At 63.5% G+C, this 21,444-nt stretch carries 18 protein-coding genes; 10 read left to right on the top strand and 8 right to left on the bottom strand.

The genetic code is table 11. From position 1 onward, the window contains the following. Position 1 precedes the first annotated feature (1 nt). Entirely contained in the window at positions 2-1,423 is a 1,422-nt protein-coding gene (hpnJ, locus tag BMI01S_RS19570; RefSeq protein ID WP_028231393.1) for a hopanoid biosynthesis associated radical SAM protein HpnJ, read from the bottom strand. Between the two features lie 581 nt (positions 1,424-2,004). On the opposite strand from hpnJ, the gene BMI01S_RS19565 reads away from it, so the two are divergent. Continuing rightward, positions 2,005-2,346, top strand: coding sequence for a hypothetical protein (locus BMI01S_RS19565; protein ID WP_028212856.1), 342 nt, complete (start codon positions 2,005-2,007; stop codon positions 2,344-2,346). Between the two features lie 33 nt (positions 2,347-2,379). On the opposite strand, the gene BMI01S_RS19560 is transcribed toward BMI01S_RS19565, so the two are convergent. Then, the gene (locus tag BMI01S_RS19560) at positions 2,380-3,111 is read right to left on the bottom strand and encodes an MBL fold metallo-hydrolase (RefSeq protein ID WP_028231394.1); all 732 of its coding nucleotides are present in this window, start codon (positions 3,109-3,111) and stop codon (positions 2,380-2,382) included. Between the two features lie 443 nt (positions 3,112-3,554). On the opposite strand from BMI01S_RS19560, the gene BMI01S_RS19555 reads away from it, so the two are divergent. Continuing rightward, positions 3,555-4,115: a hypothetical protein gene (locus BMI01S_RS19555; RefSeq protein ID WP_028231395.1), complete on the top strand. Its 561-nt coding sequence runs from the start codon at positions 3,555-3,557 to the stop codon at positions 4,113-4,115. A 320-nt stretch (positions 4,116-4,435) separates the two neighbouring features. Here the strand turns inward: BMI01S_RS19555 and BMI01S_RS19550 are convergent, their stop codons facing one another. After that, positions 4,436-5,227 carry a 3-hydroxybutyrate dehydrogenase gene (locus BMI01S_RS19550; protein WP_028212853.1) on the bottom strand — a complete coding sequence of 264 codons (792 nt, stop codon included), beginning with the start codon at positions 5,225-5,227 and terminating at the stop codon, positions 4,436-4,438. Between the two features lie 24 nt (positions 5,228-5,251). Next, positions 5,252-6,652: a GntP family permease gene (locus tag BMI01S_RS19545; RefSeq protein WP_028212852.1), complete on the bottom strand. Its 1,401-nt coding sequence runs from the start codon at positions 6,650-6,652 to the stop codon at positions 5,252-5,254. 339 nt (positions 6,653-6,991) lie between these two features. Between BMI01S_RS19545 and BMI01S_RS19540 the strand changes: the two genes are divergently transcribed. From BMI01S_RS19540 to BMI01S_RS19525, 4 genes are all read left to right on the top strand, one after another. Continuing rightward, on the top strand, positions 6,992-8,467 hold the full coding sequence (locus tag BMI01S_RS19540) for a sigma-54 interaction domain-containing protein (protein ID WP_028231396.1): 1,476 nt from the start codon (positions 6,992-6,994) through the stop codon (positions 8,465-8,467). 108 nt (positions 8,468-8,575) lie between these two features. Continuing rightward, a complete protein-coding gene (locus BMI01S_RS19535; RefSeq protein WP_028231397.1) occupies positions 8,576-9,478 on the top strand; it encodes an NAD-dependent epimerase/dehydratase family protein in 903 nt (300 codons plus the stop codon). Between the two features lie 19 nt (positions 9,479-9,497). Then, entirely contained in the window at positions 9,498-11,465 is a 1,968-nt protein-coding gene (locus BMI01S_RS19530) for an amylo-alpha-1,6-glucosidase (protein ID WP_028231398.1), read from the top strand. Positions 11,466-11,576: 111 nt separating this feature from the next. After that, the gene (locus tag BMI01S_RS19525) at positions 11,577-14,315 is read left to right on the top strand and encodes an MGH1-like glycoside hydrolase domain-containing protein (protein ID WP_042290222.1); all 2,739 of its coding nucleotides are present in this window, start codon (positions 11,577-11,579) and stop codon (positions 14,313-14,315) included. A gap of 604 nt (positions 14,316-14,919) precedes the next feature. On the opposite strand, the gene BMI01S_RS19520 is transcribed toward BMI01S_RS19525, so the two are convergent. Then, complete coding sequence (locus tag BMI01S_RS19520; protein WP_244145340.1) at positions 14,920-15,726, bottom strand: O-fucosyltransferase family protein; 807 nt, start codon at positions 15,724-15,726, stop codon at positions 14,920-14,922. 123 nt (positions 15,727-15,849) lie between these two features. Between BMI01S_RS19520 and BMI01S_RS41975 the strand changes: the two genes are divergently transcribed. Beyond that, complete coding sequence (locus BMI01S_RS41975) at positions 15,850-16,200, top strand: hypothetical protein (RefSeq protein ID WP_167334425.1); 351 nt, start codon at positions 15,850-15,852, stop codon at positions 16,198-16,200. 142 nt (positions 16,201-16,342) lie between these two features. Continuing rightward, positions 16,343-17,176 (top strand): VOC family protein, encoded by an 834-nt coding sequence (locus BMI01S_RS19515; RefSeq protein WP_244145335.1) that lies wholly within the window; start codon positions 16,343-16,345, stop codon positions 17,174-17,176. 56 nt (positions 17,177-17,232) lie between these two features. Here the strand turns inward: BMI01S_RS19515 and BMI01S_RS19510 are convergent, their stop codons facing one another. Genes BMI01S_RS19510 through BMI01S_RS19500 form a run of 3 tightly spaced genes read right to left on the bottom strand, consistent with a single transcriptional unit; the run spans position 17,233 to position 19,466 of the window. Further along, entirely contained in the window at positions 17,233-17,775 is a 543-nt protein-coding gene (locus BMI01S_RS19510) for a universal stress protein (RefSeq protein WP_238327932.1), read from the bottom strand. Between the two features lie 24 nt (positions 17,776-17,799). Next, positions 17,800-19,098 carry an RNA polymerase sigma factor gene (locus BMI01S_RS19505; protein WP_042290216.1) on the bottom strand — a complete coding sequence of 433 codons (1,299 nt, stop codon included), beginning with the start codon at positions 19,096-19,098 and terminating at the stop codon, positions 17,800-17,802. After that, positions 19,095-19,466 (bottom strand): YciI family protein, encoded by a 372-nt coding sequence (locus BMI01S_RS19500; protein WP_028212846.1) that lies wholly within the window; start codon positions 19,464-19,466, stop codon positions 19,095-19,097. Before BMI01S_RS19500 ends, BMI01S_RS19505 begins: the two co-directional genes overlap by 4 nt. A 399-nt stretch (positions 19,467-19,865) precedes the next feature. On the opposite strand from BMI01S_RS19500, the gene BMI01S_RS19495 reads away from it, so the two are divergent. After that, complete coding sequence (locus BMI01S_RS19495) at positions 19,866-20,225, top strand: antibiotic biosynthesis monooxygenase family protein (RefSeq protein WP_028231400.1); 360 nt, start codon at positions 19,866-19,868, stop codon at positions 20,223-20,225. Between the two features lie 183 nt (positions 20,226-20,408). Then, on the top strand, positions 20,409-21,326 hold the full coding sequence (locus tag BMI01S_RS38170; protein WP_028212845.1) for a class I SAM-dependent methyltransferase: 918 nt from the start codon (positions 20,409-20,411) through the stop codon (positions 21,324-21,326). Positions 21,327-21,444 lie beyond the last annotated feature (118 nt).

The raw sequence follows: 21,444 nt of genomic DNA, 5'->3' as shown, positions 1-21,444 counted from the left end.
TTCATACCTTGCGTGCGCGAAGATATCTGAAGAACTCCGCACCTTCCTGCAGGCGCCGCTTCATCATCTCCCAGCTCATCAGCATTTCGCGCACGATTTCCCAGATCTTCGACGGCCGGAAATAAAAGCGTTTGTAGAACTCCTCGACGCCAAGGTAAATCTCTTCGCGCGACAGGTGCGGATAGCCGATCGTGGAGGCCTGGGTGCCGGCGGAATTGATGAGCGTAATGACCTTGGTGTCATTCAGCCATCCATTTTCGACGGCCTGCTTGTGAAGGACAGTGCCCGGATACGGCGCGGCGAGCGACACCTGGATGGTGTGGGGATTGATCTCCTTCGCATACTGGATCGTCTTCTGTATCGTCTCGTGCGTCTCGCCAGGCAGCCCGAGGATGAACGTGCCGTGAATCTTGATACCTAGCTTGCGGCAGTCCTCACTGAACTGCCGCGCCATATCGGTGCGCAGGCCCTTTTTGACGTTTACGAGAATCTGGTCGTCGCCGGATTCATAGCCGACGAGCAGGAGCCGCAACCCGTTCTCTTTCATCACCTTGAGGGTGGAGTAGGGCACATTCGCCTTCGCGTTGCACGACCACGTCACGCCTAACTTGCCGAGTCCGCGAGCGATCTCCTCGGCTCTCGGTCTGAGATCCGTGAAGGTGTCGTCGTCGAACATGATCTCCTTGATCTCGGGCATGTTGTCCCTGACCCACTTCACTTCTTCGAGGACGTGTTCGACCGAGCGCGTGCGATAGCGATGGCCGCCGACCGTATGCGGCCAGAGGCAGAAGGTGCACCTCGATTTGCAGCCGCGCCCCGTATAGAGCGAAAGATACGGATGCTTGAGGTAGCCGCTGAAGTAATGCTCCGGCGTGAGGTCGCGCTTGTAGATGGGCGAGACGAACGGCAACTGGTCCATGTCTTCGAGAATGGGCCGGGCGTCGTTGTGCATGATCCCGCCGTCTGGCAGACGGTAGCTCAGGCCGAGAATCGATTCGAACGGAAGTCCCTGCGCAATCTCGCGACAAGTGAAATCGAATTCTTCACGGCATACGAAATCGAGCGCATGGCTTGCGGTGAGCGAACCATGAGGGTCGACGGCCACTTTGGCGCCGATCATCCCGATGAGGATCGAGGGTTTGCGCTGCTTCAAGTGCTCCGCGAATTGAATGTCGCTCTGGAACGACGGCGAACTCGTATGGATGATGACAAGTTCGTATTCCTGCGCGATGTCGAGCGTCGCTTCGAGCGACAGATCGTCGGCGGGGGCATCCACGACACGGCTGCCCTCGACCAGCGCAGCGGGCTGGACGAGCCAGGTTGGATACCAGAACGATTTGATCTCGCGCTTCGTCTGGAAGCGCGAACCTGCGCCGCCATCGAAGCCCTCATAGGAAGGCGCCTGCAAAAACAACGTTTTCATGAATCCCCTCGAAGAATATCGTCCGCGCGGACTTGATTAGTTATCCGCGGGGACTCGCCATGCATCGGCGACGTTCACGAATTATTTCGAAGCCTTCAAAAACATGACAGTGTTGCAGGAGAGCGGCATTGCCATGCCGCTCTCACCTTTGGATCAATCAGGACGCGTGGCGGGGGCCACATCACCATCCTTTTCGAGCCGCGCGATCGAATAACGCGAGTTGGCGAGATGTTCTCACCGGGGAACCAGCGGCGGATCAAGAATACTACGACTTGCGATCCCGGCATGGCGAAAAATATGGACGTATGCGGCCGCCGCTTGTGGCACCGAAGAGAAGTTCGAATGCCGGGGCTGGTATTAACCCCATGTCGAACCTTGTCGCATTCTTTGGCGGGCACGATCCTTTCTGTACTATATTTTCCGGAACCTGCTTTCCACAGCGGTACGGGGGTTGGCAGAGTGATCTTCTCTACGCGGCGTGCGGCGCCGCGCGCGGCAACCCGGATTACGGGAAATCCCTTACGTTAATGACACCGCGCGTGCGTTCATGGTGCTCGGTGTCCCAAAGTGGGAGGCGATTTATGGCGCTGGATCACGGCAATACGAACGGCGTGCCGGTTGGCAATGGCCGGCATATCAGCCCTGCCGAGTTTCTGCTGATGGCGGGTTTTCTCACGTACCGCGCATCGCTCGCGCCGATCGACGCCCGCGTGGCCGCCCGGCGTGTTCTCGATGCCGTGCTCGGTGCGGCCGCGGCTCACGGGTTCGCGCACGCGGACGCGCTCGAATCGATGATGGCAAGCGCAGAAAAATCCGCGCAGATGCGCAGGCTCGCGGAGCAGGCAACGGCAGCTGTCGGCGATACGCTCGCGTATCTTCAGGTGATTCGCGGTGCCGGCGTCACGCTGGAGGCGGACGCCTGATCGCGGCGCCCGCGCACGATCCCGCCTTGGCGCCTACCTATGTTCGACGCTATCGGCGAGCGCGAGCAGCAGGGCCGCGCCGTTGCCGCGCCAGGCACTGCCGTGCATGCAGGCCAGAGTCGTTGGCTGTAACGCAGCGAGGCCTTCGAGCATGTCGCGCGCATTTCTCGTGTGTGAGAAGTAATCCATCTTGTGACGGAAGGCCTCGCTCGGTTCGAGAATATCGCTCTCAGTCAGCGCCGGGTGACGGGAGCCGCCCTGCGAGAACAGGTCACCACAGAGCAGCGTTGCCGACGTAGTTTCCATGAGGAAGCCGCATTCCCACGCGTGCGGCAGATGCGGCGTATATAGCCAGCGCACGCTGCGCTGCCCCAGCGAAATCGTTTCGTCGTTTTCGAGCGCGCGCGGCGGCCGGTCGGCATAGTCGCTCACGGAGACCATGGCCGCGATCTTGCCGCATAGCGGCTCCGCATGCGGCGCCGCTGCGAGAAACGCGTTGAGCGATCCGCACTCGTCGGCTTCGAAATGCGAAAACCCGATATAGCGCAACCGGTCGAGCGGCATGATCCGCTCGACGGCTTCCGCCACGCTCGCAAAGTGCGCGCGCAATCCTGTATGAAATAGCAGCGGCTCGTCGTCGGCGATCAGGTACTGGTTGAACGAGAATCCGCCGCCACCCGGCAGTTCGACCGGAGTGGAAATGCGATAGATGTCGTCCGCGATTTCGTCGACTGTCGTACCGCCGGGCAGAGATGGGGTCGCCATGGTGCGCTCCTTTCCTGGACAACTGATGTCACTCACAAAGTGCGTGTTCGCCGATTGTCGATCATGCGGATACGGATGTCGAAAGACGACCCTCAGAGTGTAGAACATGGATTCCGCGTAGATATTTCATGCGTATGCTGCAACTAACTGTCCAACGCGGCCACATCCCGCAAACGCCCTTTCGGCGGCAAGCCAATGCAGCATCTTGGTTGATCGGCTTTATCGTGCGAGAAGCCTGGTGAGCGCGTGAAGCCTCACGGGCATGCTGATCGCGGGTCGCCAGCGGGCAGCGAACTGGTTAGCCGCGTCAGGTTCGAGCCATAGCTCCACGGAAGGATTTTGATCGAGGGCGCGATCCCCGGCGCGGCATCTGCGACTCGAGGCATCCCGATTGCTGCACCACGGAAGTCGCAATCAGCGGCATAACCATGAGGAGCAGCCAAATGTATTCGACGTTCTGGAATTTGCAGCAGGCCAATGCAAACCTGTTTTTCAGACTCGCTTCGAAAGGGATCGACGCTTTTAAGACCACCACGGATCTGGCGGCCGAAGCGTCGCGGTCAATGATGAATGCGGCGCATGAGGACGCCGAACGGGTTGCCGCGGAACAGAGACGTGCCGATACCCGCCCCGATCTGATAGCCGCGGCCTTCCCCTCGCCGGACAAGGCACAGTCCTATGCACGCGAAATGTTCGAGCTTGCGTGTGATGTGCAGGCCGGGTTGGCTCAGTGGACCCGGGAACAGCTGGGCGCCCAGCAAGAAAGCATGCGAACACTGGCCGAGCAGGTCGGTAGAGTGTCCGATTCGGCCGCCAGGACGGCGGACGAGTTTTCGGGCGTGATTCGCCAGAACGCCGAAAACGTGTCGAGCCTCGCGGAGCGCAGCGCGAGGGACGCCAGGGACACGGCCAGCACCGTTGCGGAAGCCGGAAAAACGGGGCGGCAGACGGAGCAGCCCTCGGATCGCAGCTCCGGCCAGGGCGCCGGCTCGCAAAAGCACTAGAACTGGGCGTTGCGGGGGTGGGCCGCCGTTGCGCCGCACAGAGCCCATCCGGCGGGCGGGAGTGTAGCCGGGAGCCTGCCTGCGAGGGCGATCGAGCAGCCGTCGAAGCAGGGCGGGCAGGTGGTTGTGACGTTCACGAGACCGATCAGCCACCGAAATCATCGCGGCGAACCCGCGCGTGTGGGTGAGACCTGGCGGCCAGAATGCAAGCGCACCGCTAAAGTCGTCGATGGATGACCGGCCCCCCCGGCCAGCCCTTGGCATTCAGCCGTCGTATCGTTCAGGGCGACTCGTTGCGCGAGCCCGCGCCGCTGTCGCCCTTACTGCGCGAGCCATCCTCCATCGACCTTGAGCTCTGCGCCACGCATTTCGCTGGCCGCCTCCGAGCACAGGAACACGGCCACGCCGCCAATCTGCTCGACGCTCGCAAAGCGTGCTGACGGCTGTTTCTCGCCCAGCAGCTTGAGGGTCGCATCTTCGATGGACAGCGCCTCGCGATGGGCGAGGTCGTCGATCTGCTTCTGCACGAGGGGCGTGAGCACCCAGCCCGGGCAGATCGCATTGACGGTAATGCCGCTGCGCGCCGTTTCCAGCGCGGCCACCTTGGTGAGCCCGATGACGCCGTGCTTGGCCGCGACATACGCCGACTTGCCGACCGACCCGACGAGCCCATGCACCGACGCGACATTGATCACGCGTCCCCAGCCCGCCGCGCGCATGATGGGAAGCGCCGCGCGCGTCGCGTGAAACGTCGCGCTCAGATTGATCGCGATGATCTGATCCCAGCGCTCGACCGGAAAGTTCTCGATTGTTTCGACGTACTGAATACCTGCGTTGTTGACGAGGATGTCGAGACCGCCGAACGTCTGCGCTGCGAAGGTGATGAGCGCTTCGATCTCGGCCGGGCGGCTCATGTCCGCGTTGTGATGCACGGCGCGCACGCCGGTGGCTTCGATCTGGGCGAGTGCGCCAGTCGGGTCGCCGAATCCGTTCAGGACGAGGTTGGCGCCCGCGCGGGCCAGCGCGGTCGCAATGCCGAGCCCGATGCCGCTCGTCGACCCGGTGACGACGGCGGTCTTTCCCGCGAGGGCGGGCCTGTTGGTGTGGTGCATGAGTGAGCCTCGTGTGAATGCCGGTCAGACGATACCGGTGAGGTAGAACACGGCGATGACGAAGAAGACGGCGAGCGTCTTGATGATGGTCACGGCGAAGATGTCGCGATACGACTCCCGGTGCGTGAGGCCCGTGACCGCGAGCAGCGTGATCACCGCGCCGTTGTGCGGCAGCGTATCCATGCCGCCGCTCGCCATGGCCACGACACGGTGGAGGACCTCCATCGGAATGTGCATGGTCTGCGCGGTCTTGATGAAGGTGTCCGACATCGCGGCCAGCGCGATGCTCATGCCGCCCGAAGCGGAGCCCGTGATACCCGCGAGCGCCGAGACCGACACAGCGGCGTTGACGAGCGGATTCGGGATGGCCTTGAGCGCATTGCCGATCACGAGGAAGCCGGGCAGCGCCGAGATCACGCCGCCGAAGCCATACTCGGAAGCGGTGTTGAGCGTGGCGAGCAGCGCGCCGCTCACGGCCATTTTCGTGCCGGCCGCGAAACGCGCCTTCACGCGGCCGAACGCCGTCGCGATGACAAGCAGTATGCCGAGCAGCAGTGCGCCCTGCACGGCCCAGATGGCCACGACGCTTTTCACGGCCACGGTCACGGGCGCGTGAATGCCGGGCAGCACGTCGGGTGCCACGGTGAAGCTCTCGCCGTACCACTGCGGAATCCATTTCGTCAGCACGAAGTTGGCGACGCCAACGAGCACGAGCGGCGCAATGGCCAGCGCCGGATGCGGAAGATTGCCCGTCTCCACGCGGTCGGGCTCGTTCACGAGCGACGTGCCATAGCCTTCACCCTTCGCCATGGCGCTGCGGCGGCGCCATTCGAGGTACGAAAGACCGACCACGATGATGAAGAGCGAGCCGATTACGCCGAGCCAGGGCGCGGCCCAGGCGGTGGTCTTGAAGAACGTGGTGGGAATGATGTTCTGGATTTGCGGCGTGCCGGGCAGCGAATCCATCGTGAACGTGAATGCGCCGAGTGCGATGGCGCCGGGCATGAGGCGCTTGGGAATATTGCTCTGGCGATAGAGTTCGGCGGCGAACGGATACACCGCGAACACGACGACGAAGAGCGACACGCCGCCGTACGTGAGCAGTGCGCATACGGCAACGATCACGGCATTCGCGCGCGAGCGGCCGATATAGCGGATGGCGGCGTGGACGATCGCTTCGGAAAAGCCCGAGAGTTCGATGACCTTGCCAAACACGGCGCCTAGCAGGAACACGGGAAAGTAGAGCTTCACGAAGCCCACCATCTTTTCCATGAAGATGCCGGAAAAGACGGGTGCGACAGCGGCGGGTTCGATCAACAGGACGGCGCCTAGTGCGGCGATGGGCGCGAAGAGGATGACGCTGTAGCCGCGATAGGCCACGAACATCAGGAACGCCAAAGCGGCGATCACGATCACAAAGGACATCTTGTCTCCAGTTGGGTTTATTCGTGCAGGTGTGTTTGTTCTGCGCGCCGTTGCCGGCACGACCGCGCAATACAGCACGATATGTGCCAACGGGCTGCAAGCCCTGCGGGAGAGGGCGCTATGCCGGCCAGCGGCGGGTGCCCGGCATCGGCCAGGATGGTTGTGGCCGCAAGGTGTCCCGGAATTGAGACGGCATGGGCGCAAAAGCACGCGCCCGCAAGCCGATCCGCCGCGCAGGCCCATGAATCTCGGGCGCGCGGCGCATTCTCATTTCTGGGATAATCGGTCCCGAAAACGAGAATTCATGGCCGCAACGGCCCGACCGACGAAAAGAACCGAATGGAAATCGAAACGACCGCGCTGCTGGCCGACTTCGACCACGTGCGCAAGCTGGCGATGCAATCGCTCTTTCAATCACTCGACAAGTTCAGCGAAGGCACCGTTATCGTCGATCGCAACGCGCGCGTCGTCTGGATCAACAAGGACTACGCGGCACGCTTCGGATTCGACGACCCGGCGGCGGTGATCGGCCTCGATTGCGAAAGCGTCATTCCGAACAGCATGATGCGCGAGGTCGTGAAGGGCGGCGAGCCCATCCTCCTCGACATTCTCGAAACCGATCGCGACCCGATCGTCGTCACGCGGCTGCCGATCAAGGACGACAACGGCGAAACGATCGGCGCGGTCGGCTTCGTGCTGTTCAACGAGCTCAAGGGGCTCTCGCCGCTCTTCAGCCAGTACGCGCGGTTGCGCGCCGAGCTGATCAGCACGCGCCAGTCGCTTGCGCAGGTGCGTCGCGCGAAGTACAGCTTCTCCAGCCTGATCGGCACGAGCGCCGCGAGTCTCGAAGTCAAGCGCCAGGCGCGCCGGGCCGCGCGTCTCGCGTCGCCCGTGCTGCTGCTCGGCGAAACGGGCACGGGCAAGGAACTGCTTGCGCACGCCATACACGGCGCGTCCGGCCGCGCGGACGGGCCGCTCGTGACGGTGAACGTGGCGGCGATTCCCGACACGCTGCTGGAACTGGAGTTCTTCGGCGCGGAAGCCGGCGCTTACACGGGTGCGGACCGCAAGGGGCGCATCGGCAAGTTCGAACTGGCACAGGGCGGGACGCTGTTTCTCGACGAGATCGGCGACATGCCCCTCGCGCTCCAGGGTAAATTGCTGCGGGTCTTGCAGGAGCAGGAATTCGAGCCGCTCGGCTCGAATCGCATCGTGCATACCGACGTGCGCATCATCGCGGCAACCTCGGCGGATTTGCCCGCGCTGGTAGCGCAGGGCAGGTTTCGCGCGGATCTCTATTATCGAATCAACGTGCTGACGATCCGCGTGCCGCCGCTGCGTGAGCGCCTCGCCGACATCGAGGCGATGGCCTATGCGATCCTCGACAAGCTTTCCGTGGAAAGCGGAGCCGTGCATCTCGAACTCGACCGCGATGCGCTCGCGGTGCTGTGCGCGTACAGCTGGCCAGGCAACGTGCGCGAGCTGCGCAATACGCTCGAGCGCGCGGTGCTGCTATCGGAGAACGAGAGAATCGATGCGCGTTCGCTCGCGCGCTTCATCGGCGACGGGCGCGGGCATCGGGCCGAGGACGAGGCGCGCGACATGGCTCACGACCGGCGCGATACACCGCTTGCCGCCTCGCCCGATCGCGCCGGTGTGCAACAGTACGAAGAGGCGATGCACGATTTCGAGCGTCGCTTCCTGACCGATGCGCTGCGCGCGGCGGGCGGCCACGTGACGAAAGCCGCCGCGCAGATCGGCATGGCGCGCGCGACGCTGTACCGGCGGATCGTTGCGCTCGGTATCGAGGTTTGACGGCCGGGTCGCTCAATGATTTTTCGATCGAAGCAGCGCGGCTGAAATTGCGCGACCATCACGACAGTTGGCGGTCGCCCCTGAAAACAGACTGGAGGAGAGAAGCACATGACGAAGCGAGTGATTGTGACGGGAGGCAGCGGCCTCGCCGGAAAATGGGTGGTCGAGGACCTGGTCAAGCATGGCTACGAAGTGTTGAATCTGGACCGTGTGCCCATGCCGCAGCGCACGGCGCGCACGCTGATCGCGGACATCACCGACGCCGGCCAGGTTTTCAATGCGATCGCCTCGACCACCGCGCCGGTGGAGTTCGCCGACGACCTGGAGCCGAAGCCGATCGATGCGATCGTTCACTTTGCAGCGATCCCGCGCATCATGCTGACGACCGACAACGAGGTCTACCGCATCAACGTGATGAGCACGTACAACATTCTCGATGCGGCCTCGAAGCTGGGCGTGCGCAAGGTGATCGTGGCGTCGAGCGAGACGACGTACGGCGTGGTGTTCGCTCACAGGCATCGCGATCCCGCGTATTTTCCGCTCGACGAGGACTATCCGGTGGATCCGATGGACAGCTACGCCACGTCGAAAGTGGTCAACGAAGTGACGGCAAAAGCGTTCCAGGCGCGCACGGGTTCGGACATCTATTGTTTTCGCATTGGCAACGTGCTCGATCCCGACGACTACGCGAAGTTCTCCACATGGCTCAAGGATCCCGCGCTGCGCAAGCGCATTGCGTGGAGCTATATCGACGGGCGAGACCTCGCCAATGCGTGCAGGCTGGCGATCGAAACGGACGGGCTGGGCTTCGAGATCATGAATGTCGCTGCGGACGATGTGTCCTCCGACCAGCCGACCCAGGTGCTGCTCGACCGGTACTATCCCGGCGTGCCGGTCAAGAAGGCGCTCGGCGAGTTCGAGACGCTGCTCAGCAACGAAAAGCTCAAACGTCTGCTCGGCTGGCGGCAGCAGCATTACTGGCGCGATGAAGTGAAACGCTTCAACCCGTAGGCGAGCGCAGGTTGATCCGATGACGCGCCTCGAAAGCCCCATCGATGCTGCCTGCCTCGACGACGAATGGCTCGAAGCTGACGGCTCGGGCGGATTCGCGTCGGGCACGGCCGGCACCGCGCGTACGCGCCGCTACCACGCACTGCTGTTGGCGGCGACGCAGCCGCCCACCGGCCGCGTGGTGCTCGTTAACGGCATCGAGGCGTGGCTCGAGTACGGGGGCCGCAAGACTGCGCTGACGATGCAGCGCTACGCGCCCGATATTCTCGCGCCCGATACGACGCAGCGCATGGCGAGCTTCGACACGTCGCCGTGGCCGACATGGCGCTACCGGCTGGGCGACGGCGCCGTGCTCACCGCCGAAGTCTTCGTTGCAAAGGCCAGTTGTGAGACCGTGCTGCGCTGGCGCCTCGAAGCAGCGGCGCGCAGCGATGCAGCCGCGCCGGTGCTGAAAGTGCGCCCGTTGATGTCCGGCCGCGATTACCACGCGCTGCATCACGAGAATCCGGCGTTCGTGTTCGACGCGCAGATCGACGGCGAGCGGGTGCGCTGGCAACCGTACGGCAATCTTCCTGCCATCGTCGCGCGCTCGAACGGAAGCTATGCGCATGCGCCGGACTGGTACCGCAACTTCTGCTATGTGCGCGAACGAGAGCGCGGTCTCGACTGTGTAGAGGATCTCGCGTCGCCCGGCGTGTTCTCCTTCGATCTCGGCCAAGGCGACGCCGTGATCCTGTTGCGCGCGCAACCATTCCGTGACACGGCCAATACAGTGCGTGAAGCGAGCGAAAGCGCGGCGAGCCGCGCCGTGCTGCTCGCCGGCTTCGAGGCCTTGCGCCGGGCGTCGCGCGGCGCTCGCCTGGCGTGCTCGGCGGATGCCTATGTCGTCACGCGCGGCGATGGCCGCACGATCGTCGCCGGCTACCCCTGGTTCACCGACTGGGGCCGCGACACCTTCATCGCGATGCGTGGCCTGTTGCTCGCGAATGGCCGCTACGAAGAGGCGGGCGCGATCCTGCTCGAATGGGCGTCGACGGTTTCCGAAGGCATGTTGCCGAACCGATTTCCCGACGCCGGCGGTGCGCCCGAATACAACTCGGTCGATGCATCGCTGTGGTTCGTCGTCGCCGTGCACGATTATTTCGCCGCAGCGAACGTGCCGGACGCGGCGCGGCACGTGCTGCGAGGCGCGGTCGAAGCGATCCTGGACGGCTATGCGCGCGGCACGCGCTATGCGATCGCCGCCGATCCGCGCGATGGGCTGCTGCGCGCCGGCGTGCCGGGCGTGCAGCTCACGTGGATGGATGCGAAGGCGGGGGACTGGGTCGTCACGCCGCGCATCGGCAAGCCGGTCGAAATTCAGGCGCTGTGGATCAACGCACTGCGCATCGCCTGCGCATGGGACACGCGCTGGCGCGAACTCGAAGCGCGCGCCAGCGCCTCGTTCGCCGCGCGCTTCGTCGATTCGTCGACGGGCGCGTTGTTCGACGTGATCGACGTCGATCATGTTCGGGGCGCCATCGATCGCTCGATCCGGCCCAATCAGATCTTCGCGATCGGCGGCCTGCCGTTCGCGCTGCTCGAAGGCGATGCGGCGCGCGCGGTCGTCGCGCAGGTTCAAGCGCATCTGCTCACACCGATGGGGTTGCGCACGCTCTCGCCGTCGGACCCCGCCTATCGCGGCCGATACCGGGGCGGCGTCCTGGAGCGCGACGGCGCCTATCATCAGGGCACCGTCTGGCCCTGGCTGCTCGGACCCTTCGTGGAGGCGTGGCTGCGCGTGAACGGCGAAGGCGCGGCGCAACGCGCGCACGCGCATGCGCATTTCGTGGCGCCTCTGCTCGCGCATCTCGACCATGCGGGGCTCGATCATGTTTCCGAAGTCGCCGATGGAGATGCGCCGCACGTGCCGGGCGGCGCACCGTTCCAGGCGTGGTCGCTCGGCGAACTGCTGCGCGTGCTCAAACGGCTCGGCGACGCGTGCTAAGACCGCAGCATCCGCTGTATTGCCAGTGTGCGGACAAACCGCGCTAGCATGTGACTCTCGACGCGCTCGCGCGCCGCGCAATATCCGACGCCAAGGTCCGAGTAGAAGGAGATGCCCATGCTGCAGCGCGCCGCCGGCCTCATCCACACCGTTGAAGGCCAACGCCTGTACTCGGGCGACTATGCCCGCTGGCAACGCTGGGGCCCCTACCTGAGCGAGCGCCAGTGGGGCACGGTGCGCGAGGACTATAGCGAGCACGGCACCGCGTGGGACTACTTTCCGCACGATCACGCGCGCATGCGCGCCTATCGCTGGGGCGAGGACGGCCTGGCCGGTTTTTCCGACGAGCGGCTCAGCTGGTGCTTCTCGGTCGCGCTGTGGAACGGATGCGATCCGATCCTGAAGGAGCGTCTGTTCGGCCTCACGAACGAAGAGGGCAATCACGGCGAGGACGTGAAGGAGCTGTACTTCTACCTCGACAGCACGCCGACGCATTCTTATATGCGCATGCTATACAAGTACCCGCAAGCCGCGTTTCCCTACGAGGATCTGATCGAGGAGAACGCGCGGCGCGGCGCCGGTTTGCCCGAATACGAGATCCTCGATACAGGCGCATTCGACGACGAACGTTATTTCGATGTGCAGATCGAATACGCGAAGCACACGCCGGATGACATCGTCATGCGCGTGACGGTCGAGAACCGCGCGGGGCAGCATGCGTCGATCGACGTGCTGCCGCAGATCTGGGCGCGCAATACTTGGTCGTGGAAGCCCACGAGCAGCAAGCCGTCGCTCGCGCTCGTCTCGTCGTCGGCGGGCGAGCATGTGGTCGCGCACTGCGGCGCTGATAACTCGCACGAGCCGCTTGTCGTGACGGCTGCGTCGAACGAGGGGGCGAGTGTCGAATGGCTCTTTTGCGAGAACGACACCAACGTGCAGCGGCTATTCGGCATGGACGGCGCCGGCCCGTTCAAGGACGGCATCAACGATTATGTCGTGCATGGCCGCCACGACGCGATCCGCCGCGACACCGGCACGAAGGCGGCCGCGCGCGTTCGTCTCGAACTGGCGGCGCACGGACGCGCCGCCGTCACGCTGCGCTGGCGCTCGCTGTCCGCGCCCAGGGAAGAGGTGCCGCTCGACATCGACAGGCTGTTCGCGCAGCGCATCGCCGAAGCGGATGCGTTCTACGAGGCCCTGCAGCGCGACATCGAAAGCGCCGACGCGCGGCTCGTGCAGCGCCAGGCGCTCGCGGGCATGCTGTGGTCGAAGCAGTACTACCAGTACGACGTGAATCGCTGGATAGAAGGCGACCCGCTGCAGCCCACACCGCCCGCGGCACGCCAGCACGGGCGCAACGGCGACTGGCGGCATCTGTGTAACGCGGACATCCTCTCGATGCCGGACAAGTGGGAGTACCCGTGGTACGCGTCATGGGATCTCGCGTTCCAGGCGGTCGCCTTCGCGCTGGTCGATCCGATGTTCGCAAAGAAGCAGATGCTGCTGCTGGTGAAGGACCGCTATCAGCATCCGAACGGACAGCTGCCCGCGTACGAATGGGCGTTCGGCGACGGGAATCCACCGGTGCACGCGTGGGCGGCATGGCGCGTGTACGAGATCGACCGCTCGATCACGGGCAAGGCGGACCGCGATTTCCTCGAACTGATCTTCCATAAGCTGCTGCTGAATTTCGCGTGGTGGGTGAATCGCAAAGATGCGGACGGCCACAACATCTTCCAGGGCGGCTTTCTGGGGCTCGACAACGTCGGCATCTTCGACCGTTCGTCGCCGCTGCCTACGGGCGGCCACATCGATCAGGCGGACGGCACCGCATGGATGGCCGCTTACGCGCTCGACCTCATGCGCATCGCGCTAGAACTCGCGTTTGCGAATCACGTGTTCGTCGACATGGGCGTGAAGTTCTTCGAGCACTTTCTTTATATCGCTGGCGCCGTGAGCTGCGACGACGGCTGTGATACGGGCCTATGGGACAGCATCGACGAATTCTTCTACGACAAGCTCAGGCTGCCGGACGGCACCAGCGTGCCGCTACGCATGCGCTCGATTGTCGGGCTGATTCCCTTCTTCGCGGTGCGCGTGCTCGAGGAGCGGGTGCACGGCGGCCTGCCGGGTTTGCGCGACCGGCTCGTCTGGTTCCTCCAGCACCGGCCCGATCTTGCCCGGCTCGTCTCGCGCTGGAACGAGCCTGGCAAGGGCAACACGCTGCTGCTCTCGCTGTTGCGCGGGCACCGGATGAAGGCGCTGCTGCGCCGCGTGCTCGACGAAGCCGAGTTTCTCTCTGACCATGGCGTGCGCGCGCTCTCGCGCGCTCATCTCGAAACGCCTTTCGTCTATCGGCACAACGGCTGTAACTTCTCCGTCAAATACCTTCCCGCCGAATCGGATACGCGCGTGTTCGGCGGCAATTCGAACTGGCGCGGTCCGGTGTGGATGCCCGTCAACTATCTGCTGATCGAGTCGCTGTACGAATTCCACCGCTATTACGGCGATGACTTTCTCGTCGAGTATCCAACCGGCTCGGGCAGCAAGCTGTCGCTCGCGCAAATCGCCGACGAGCTGGCGCATCGCGTCACGACGCTGTTCCTGCTCGACCGCAACAATGAGCGCCCGGTCATGGGCACGTACCCGCTACTGCAGGCCGATCCGTGCTGCCGCGATCTCGTGCTGTTTCACGAGTACTTTCACGGTGACAACGGGCGCGGCGTCGGCGCCTCGCACCAGACCGGCTGGACAGGGCTCGTCGCGCTGATGCTGCAGCCGCGCATGATGAGCCCGTCGGGCAGCGTGCCGGTCGCGGGCGAGATCGAAGCGGTGGCGGCGCTCAAGTGAGGCGCGTTGCCAGGCGATGCATACCTCGTCGTTCGCGGTTGCCTCCATGCCGGCAATCGATCTTCGCGCAAAGGCTTGTCCCCGGAATTTTGTCCACGGAGAATGCACGCTGATGGAATGTCAGATGCAAGCGGTCCGGACACGTGCCGGCGCTCTGACACTATCCACGTCCCGGCGAAGGCCAGCATCGACGCTGGCCCAATGCGATCACAGGCATCGCGGCGGACAGATTAGACACTCATCGGGCAAGGGCGTCCGGAGCAGTAGTCATCCCGGAGAATGTCCGATGTTCAGACGCATCCTTTTCGAACTTGCCCGTGTTTTCGTGTCGGCGCAGCAAGGTACGGAGCTCCCATCCATCGACGTGCCGTCCGGCGCCTTAAATGAAGCCACTACGGGCGGCGAAAGCGGCCTGTCCCGATTGCGTGACTGCGCAGCAACGCGTTCGGCGCGTTCGCGCCGTCGCGTCTGGCGGCCGCGTGAAGTGCGTCGCGTAGCGCGTCCACTAGCGCCTGCCACTTTCGAGTTCGTAGCGCGAGGCAGACTTGCCGCCGTTCTCGAGAACGAAGCGCGAGAGTGCCGAGGGCGATGAAAAACCGGAACTTCAGGCGGTCGAGCCGGTTTCAGTGAGAGGCGGATCCGATTGTGCGATTTGCAGATCCTCGAGATCCGCGAGGTCGCCGCCGCTCGTTTGCTGTTCGGTCCATATCTGGTTATCGGGAAACCAGAAAGCACTGTCGCGCGGCGGCACAACGAGCTTCACGGGCAGCGATGGATTGAAAACCTTCGACCAGCCCGAGAGGTACGAAGGTGTCTTCAGCAGATACCCGCAACTCGCGAGCAGCAGGCTCGCGACGAGTGCCTCGCGGCCGATGGCGAGTCCGGGATGGCCGCTGAAGTGCACGGGCTTCTCGCCCGTCGAGAGCAGCCTGGCAGGCGCCACGTTGACGGGCACGGCGAAACCGCGATTCACGAAAAAATTGAGGAAGGGTTGTTCGTCGCTCGATACGAAGATGTTCGTCAGCTGGGGCTCGGCGGCGAGCGTTTCCTCGACCCTGCGGCAAAGCGCATCCCATTCGATGGTATGCGCTTCGTATTTCTTGTCGGTGCCGCGAAAATGCACGCCTAACGTCGACGCACCAATGTGGAGCCGCCGCCGTATTGCTTCGACTTCCGCGCGAATCGCCGTTGCCGGCCGAAAGTTCGACAGGAACACTGTGCTCGCGCGCTTGAGTTCGAGGTCCAGCTCGTAACGACGAAAGCCCAGATCGCTCAGATCGCTCACGATGGACGTTCGCAAACGCAGGCCTGAGGGCGGCACGGGTACCGGCGTGATGTTGTCAAAGCATTCGCCGAGCCAGTCCACCTTGCCTTCGGCGTCGCCATAGCTGCCGCCACGCGCCGAAATCATGGGCGTCAAATTCCTTTCCTCGCAATACAGGAGGCAGCACAAAACGATTTGCATCACGGAGAAAAAGCCTGAATTGGCGCGGATCTCGATGACGAAGTAACCGCGGTTCAAGCGCTGCCGCGCATGCAGGGAAAGGCGTACCGGCGTGTTGAGCGCATTCTTGAAACCTTCGCTCTGCCGGATTTGCCTTGCGATGTCGATAAGGTTGCCAATCATGCCACGTCTCTCCTGTCGCCGGTGACCGTTGCCCGGCAGTCCAGCGGGGATCAGAGGATTCAGGCGCCGGCGCGTAAAGCGCCGCTCATGCAGGCATGTGCTGCATGCTTCGAAAAAAAACTGATGAATCAGGATGCCTGCGCCGAGTGGCCAGCGCCGGCGAAAAGACGTGATGCACTACGCGCGATAATAGCGGGAATCAAATCCCATGGTCGAGTGGACAAAAACGAAATTGTGCGGGACGCCGCACATTTTTGAACGGTGCCGGAGTCATCGCGGCTTGGGCTAGCCGACATCGGTCGTGCGCTTTCGTTACCATGGCGTCTCCCGACGCGATGCCTTCTCCGAAGGCGAAAAGATGAAACGTTCAGCGTACACACTCGAGGACACGGGCAACCTCGTGCTGCTCGAGCACATCAACCTCACGATACCGGACCAGCGTCTCGCGACGGCGTTCTACGTCAGCGGGCTCGGACTCACGCGCGATCCCTTTGTGATGACGGGCGTGACCAATATGTGGATCAACATTGGCCGTTCGCAGATCCACCTGCCACAAGGCGAAGCCCAGCGCTTGCGCGGGCACGTCGGGCTGGTCGTGGGGCCGCGCGAGGCGCTCGTCGCACGGTTGCACAGAGTTCAGCCGGTGCTCGACGGAACCGCGTTCGGATGGGTGGAGCGCGACGATCGTGTGGAGGTGACGTGTCCGTGGGGCAACCGTTACGACTGCCTCGATCGGGATGCTTTTCAGGGGCAAGCGCCGTGGTCTGACATCGATCTCGGCATCGCCTATGTGCAGCTCGATGTGCCGGCCGGCAGCGCGGAATCGATTGCCGCCTTTTACCGCGAGGTCTTCGATGCGCCCGCCGACGTTCGGGACAGCTACGGTTTGCAGCAAGCGGTAGTCGCCGTGGGAACGCGTCAGCAACTCGTCTTTGCTGAAACGCGCGCGGCGATCCCGGAGTACGACGGACACCATATTCAGGTGTACGTCGCGAATTTCTCCAAACCCTACGCCTGGCTCGCGCAACGCGGGCTGACATACGGCGAGGAGCCTCATCAATACCGCTTCGCCGACATCGTGGATCCCGTCACCGGAGGGCAGTGCTTCAAGCTCGAACACGAGGTGCGGAGCCTGCGTCATCCGCTCTATGCGCGACCTCTGGTGAACCGCGATCCCGAGCAAAGCAACCGAAATTACCGCAAGGGCGGGGATATGCGCAGCGGCGCGTTCTAGACGTTGGTCGGCGCATCTCTCAAGTGGGGCGCGCGCAGGTGGAGCGCACCGGCGCCTCAATGCAGCAGCGTAACCGGTGTCGCGCGCAGCCGCCAAAGCTTCAAGAGCATGCCCAGTTTGCGCAGCATGCCGAGATGGCTGGCATCGACGACGACGATGTCGGCATGTCCGCTTTCGACGCGACGGGACACGCTTCGCACGAAGGGCCCGCACATGTAGCTCGAGGTATAGGGCACCCCGGCATCGTCGAGAATCGCGCAGGTTTCACTGAGCGCGCGGCTCAGGTGGCGCTGGCTTTGTTCGCGTAGTTCGTCCTGCGACCAGAACGCGCTGGTGCGTTCGATGGTGACGTCTTCCAGGACCTCCACGATTTCGACTTCGGCCACGCAGCGCCGGGCGAAGAGGAACGCGCTATGGCGCGCGGCTTTTTCCGCGCCGTGGGGGTCGAAGATGGGTATGAGGATTTTCAGCACGCTCGCTCTCGTCACGAAGAGGCTCAGCGTTACCGCATGAGCACGGAAGCACGAAGATCGATCCAGGGATCGCCTTCGTATAGCGTAGAGACAAGCGCGTAAATATGGTGCAAAAAGTTGGGGCATGGCGACGTGCTCGACGCCGCATCATCATTCATGGTCTTGCCGTCCATCGAGGCCGTGCACGCTCGCCGATGAAAGCGCCATACGCCTGCGCTGCAGGAACCGGCGTACGGCCGGGTCCCGTTCGAGGCCGATTGCGAGATCGTATGCGCCGAGCGCGTCGGCCGTTGCGCCGGTACGCGCGAGCAGATCGGCGCGCGCGGCCCAGTAGGGCTGGTAGTCGGCGAGCCGCGGATCGTCCGCATAAGGCGCGAGCGCGTCGAGCGCCGCCTGCGGGCCGTCGCGTTCCGCCAGTGCCAGCGCGCGGTTCACCGCAACCACCGGCGATGCTGCAATGGCGAGCAGCCCATCGTAGAGCTGCACGATCTCGTGCCAATTCGGGCGGCGCGTCAAGCAGCGATGCACGTGCGCAGACTGCAGCGCGGCCTCGAGCTGAAAGCGCCCGATCGCGTTGAGCGCGTTCGCGCGCCGGAGCAGGGCGTCGGCTGCGTCGATCATCGGCGCGTTCCATGTAGCCGGATCCTGAGCCGAGAGCGGCACGTAATCGCCGGCCGCATCGCGTCGCGCACCGCGCCGCGCCTGCGCAAACAGCATCAGCGCGAGCAGGCCCAGCGTCTCGGGTTCATCGGGAAGCAACTCGACGAGCAGCTGTGCGAGATACAGCGCCTCGTCGGTGAGGTCGCGCCGCTCGGTGTCGCCGCCGACCGGGTCGGTCCAGCCTTCGGCGTAGGCCGCATAGACGGCTTCGAGCACCGCAGCCAGGCGGCCGGGCAGCTCCTCGCGCTCGGGCACGCTGAACGGAATGCCTGCTTCGCGGATCTTGGTCTTTGCCCGCACGAGGCGTTTGCCCATCGCGGCGGGCGACATCAGGAACGCGGATGCAATCGTCTTCGCCTCGAGTCCCAGCACCACTTGCAGCATCAGCGGCGTGCGAATCGCGGCTTCGAGCGCGGGGTGCGTGCACGCGAACAGCAGCGCGAGCCGCCGGTCGGGCAACGCGCCGGGCTCGCACTCGTCGATTTCGTCGGCGAGGATCGCGAGCTGGTTCGCCACCGCGTCGCCGACCTGGCGATGACGCGCGCCATCGATCGCCCGACGGCGCGCAACCGTCATCAGCCACGCTTCGGGGCTGGCCGGGCAGCCGTGCTGCGGCCACGTTGCGAGCGCGGCCGCGAACGCTTCGGCGAGTGCGTCCTCGGCCGCGGCGACGTCGCGCGTGCGCATGGCGAGCAGCGCGACGAGCTTGCCGTAGCTGCGGCGAGCGACCGCTTCGGCTATCGAATGCGCGGCGGCGTCAGCGTGACGGCCGCCGCCGGACTGGCTCATGCACCCGATGGCGCATCGTAGGGTGCGGTCCAGACCGGGCGCACCTCCATGATGCCGTGCGCCGCGCCGGGACAACGCGACGCCCACGCCATTGCCGCATCGAGGTTGGGCACGTCGATCAGGTAGTAACCGGCGAGCTGCTCCTTCGAATCGGAGTACGGCCCGTCGAGCACCTGCGGCTTGCCGTCGACGAGCCGTACGGTCGTGGCCGTGTTCGTGTTCTGCAGCCGGTTTGCGCCCACCAGCGCGCCCGCCTTCTGCAACGATTCGGTGTATGCATGATAGGCGGCAACGCCTTGCTGCCGCTCGCTGTCAGTCATCTGGCTCCAGCGGTTTTCTTCCGAATAGATCATCAACAGGTATTCCATTTGAGCCTCCGTCATGGGGTTGAGGCGGATGAATTGCAACGGGCCGCCATCACAATGACGCACGGGCCGCATGCCGACGGACACGAAGTCAAAAAAATCCGCTGGCGGGAGTCGCGCGCTACGCCGCATAGAAAAAGACGTTTGGAAACCAGCGCATACGGCCGTCTTTCGCAAAGCATTGTCGAGCGACCGGCGCGCCTTGTCGACCTGTGATTGCGGCGTGGCAGAGGACTCGATCACGTATTTCCGCCGCATTGCATGCCGCAGCGGCCCGCGAGGGAACGATGATGGAGCGCTCAATCGAGGTCATCGGCTTCGGTCATGCGTCCAGATTCTTCTGCAATTTCATGATGACCCGATGCGCGGCCTTGATCTCGTTGACAGTCAACCCATCGGAAGTTGCGACCGCTTGACCCTTCCTTTGCGATCGACCGTCAACTGGCGACCGAGGCCGCTCCTGTTGTGCTCGTGAACGTCTTCACACTCGATCCCGCCGATGAGCCGATATTCCTCAAGGTCTGGCAGGACGATGCAGCGTTCATGAAGCAACAAGCCGGGTTTATTTCGACTCAGCTTCATCGCGCACTCGGAGAAAAGCCAACGTACATGAATTACGCTGTCTGGGAATCCACCGCACACTTTCGTGAGGTGTTTTCTCATCCGGAATTCAGATCGAGCCTCGCGGCTTATCCTTCCTCGGCCGTCGCTTCGCCGCATCTCTTTCAAAAGGTCGCAGTGCCAGGTATTTGCGTGAGTTAGGGGTAGAAGCCCTGGCGGCCACCGTCCGATGCACAAGATCGTTGGCGCAGTTTTCCGGGATGAAAGCGACTTTCATTCAGGTTAAAGGCGGACAATCCTATGCCTCGCAAAGCTCGGTTAAGGTGTTCGTCAGCATACCAGGCTACCATCGCGCGGATCGCTCACGCCTCCTGGAAAGTTACTTTGTCGCCGCTCACGAACGATGTCACTCATGACAACTGGTCCGCATGGATTCTCGGGCAGCGCCACGGCGAAGATCGCGCCCATGAGCATACCGTCCGTGCCGAGATCACGAAGTACGCTGACCGCTTGCTGGATTCCGTTAGCCTTCGTTCCGACATAGTGTTGGCCGACATCGGTACGGGTGACGGTCTGGTCGGCTTTCGGGCAATCGAGCGGGCTGGTGCTGCGATCCGGGTGGTCATGACAGATATTTCGCGCCCCTTGCTGCGGCACGCGGAAGCGACTGCCCGAACGCTCGGGGTGAACGGGCAGTGCGCATTCGTACACGGCTCTGCCGAGAATCTGCAAGGCATTGCCGATGAGGCAGTCGATGCGGCGACGATGCGCGCGGTTCTGGCGTATGTGGAAGACAAGCCCGCTGCAATGCGCGAGCTGTACCGCATCCTCAAGCCGGGTGGCCGCCTGGCCATCGCGGAGCCGATCCTGCGTGACGAAGCGCTCGAGGTCTGCATGCTCAAGCGACTGGTCGATCAGCGTGCGTTCAACACCGACGATCCGTTTTTCCCTCTCCTGCTGCGGTGCCGGGCGGCACAGTACCCCGATACGGAGGAGAAGGTGCGCGCGCTGCCCATCACGAACTACGGCGAGCGCGACCTTGTTCGCTTTGCCATCGACGCAGGATTCACGGATATTCATCTGGAATTGCATATCGATGTGCGAACGGAGGACAGCCTCCCCTGGGAAACGTTTCTTCTCACCTCGCCCCACCCTTTGGCGCCCACCCTGAAAGAAGTCCTCGAGGAGAATTTCACCCGCGAAGAGCGCACGTACCTGGAAGTGCGAATGCGGGCGATTTTCGAAAGCGGACAACAGTTCGGCGCCGAGCGCATTGCTTACCTGACGGCGAAAAGGCCGTAGACGCCGGTCGCGCCGGAGGACGGCACGTTGCGCGCATACACTGTCTCTCCCGCCGGTTGGAATAGGCTGGATGCAGTTTTCGTTACCCGTCATTCGCGCCTGGCTAGCCGGTTCAGCG

It is taken from the genome of Paraburkholderia mimosarum LMG 23256 = NBRC 106338 (assembly GCF_000739815.1).
GTDB classification, from domain to species: domain Bacteria; phylum Pseudomonadota; class Gammaproteobacteria; order Burkholderiales; family Burkholderiaceae; genus Paraburkholderia; species Paraburkholderia mimosarum.
This window is presented reverse-complemented; position numbering and strand designations above follow the sequence as displayed.

Excerpts from the sequence above, each read along its gene's own strand:
- BMI01S_RS19550 (WP_028212853.1), bottom strand. The coding sequence starts at position 5,227 with ATGCACCACACCAACAGGCCCGCCCTCGCGGGAAAGACCGCCGTCGTC.
- BMI01S_RS19525 (WP_042290222.1), top strand. The coding sequence starts at position 11,577 with ATGCCCATGCTGCAGCGCGCCGCCGGCCTCATCCACACCGTTGAAGGC.
- BMI01S_RS19540 (WP_028231396.1), top strand. The coding sequence starts at position 6,992 with ATGGAAATCGAAACGACCGCGCTGCTGGCCGACTTCGACCACGTGCGC.
- BMI01S_RS19500 (WP_028212846.1), bottom strand. The coding sequence starts at position 19,466 with ATGGAATACCTGTTGATGATCTATTCGGAAGAAAACCGCTGGAGCCAG.
- BMI01S_RS19560 (WP_028231394.1), bottom strand. The coding sequence starts at position 3,111 with ATGGCGACCCCATCTCTGCCCGGCGGTACGACAGTCGACGAAATCGCG.
- BMI01S_RS19530 (WP_028231398.1), top strand. The coding sequence starts at position 9,498 with ATGACGCGCCTCGAAAGCCCCATCGATGCTGCCTGCCTCGACGACGAA.
- BMI01S_RS19545 (WP_028212852.1), bottom strand. The coding sequence starts at position 6,652 with ATGTCCTTTGTGATCGTGATCGCCGCTTTGGCGTTCCTGATGTTCGTG.
- BMI01S_RS19520 (WP_244145340.1), bottom strand. The coding sequence starts at position 15,726 with ATGATTTCGGCGCGTGGCGGCAGCTATGGCGACGCCGAAGGCAAGGTG.
- BMI01S_RS19555 (WP_028231395.1), top strand. The coding sequence starts at position 3,555 with ATGTATTCGACGTTCTGGAATTTGCAGCAGGCCAATGCAAACCTGTTT.
- BMI01S_RS19535 (WP_028231397.1), top strand. The coding sequence starts at position 8,576 with ATGACGAAGCGAGTGATTGTGACGGGAGGCAGCGGCCTCGCCGGAAAA.
- BMI01S_RS19565 (WP_028212856.1), top strand. The coding sequence starts at position 2,005 with ATGGCGCTGGATCACGGCAATACGAACGGCGTGCCGGTTGGCAATGGC.
- BMI01S_RS41975 (WP_167334425.1), top strand. The coding sequence starts at position 15,850 with ATGCAGGGAAAGGCGTACCGGCGTGTTGAGCGCATTCTTGAAACCTTC.
- BMI01S_RS19510 (WP_238327932.1), bottom strand. The coding sequence starts at position 17,775 with ATGCCCCAACTTTTTGCACCATATTTACGCGCTTGTCTCTACGCTATA.
- BMI01S_RS19505 (WP_042290216.1), bottom strand. The coding sequence starts at position 19,098 with ATGAGCCAGTCCGGCGGCGGCCGTCACGCTGACGCCGCCGCGCATTCG.
- hpnJ (WP_028231393.1), bottom strand. The coding sequence starts at position 1,423 with ATGAAAACGTTGTTTTTGCAGGCGCCTTCCTATGAGGGCTTCGATGGC.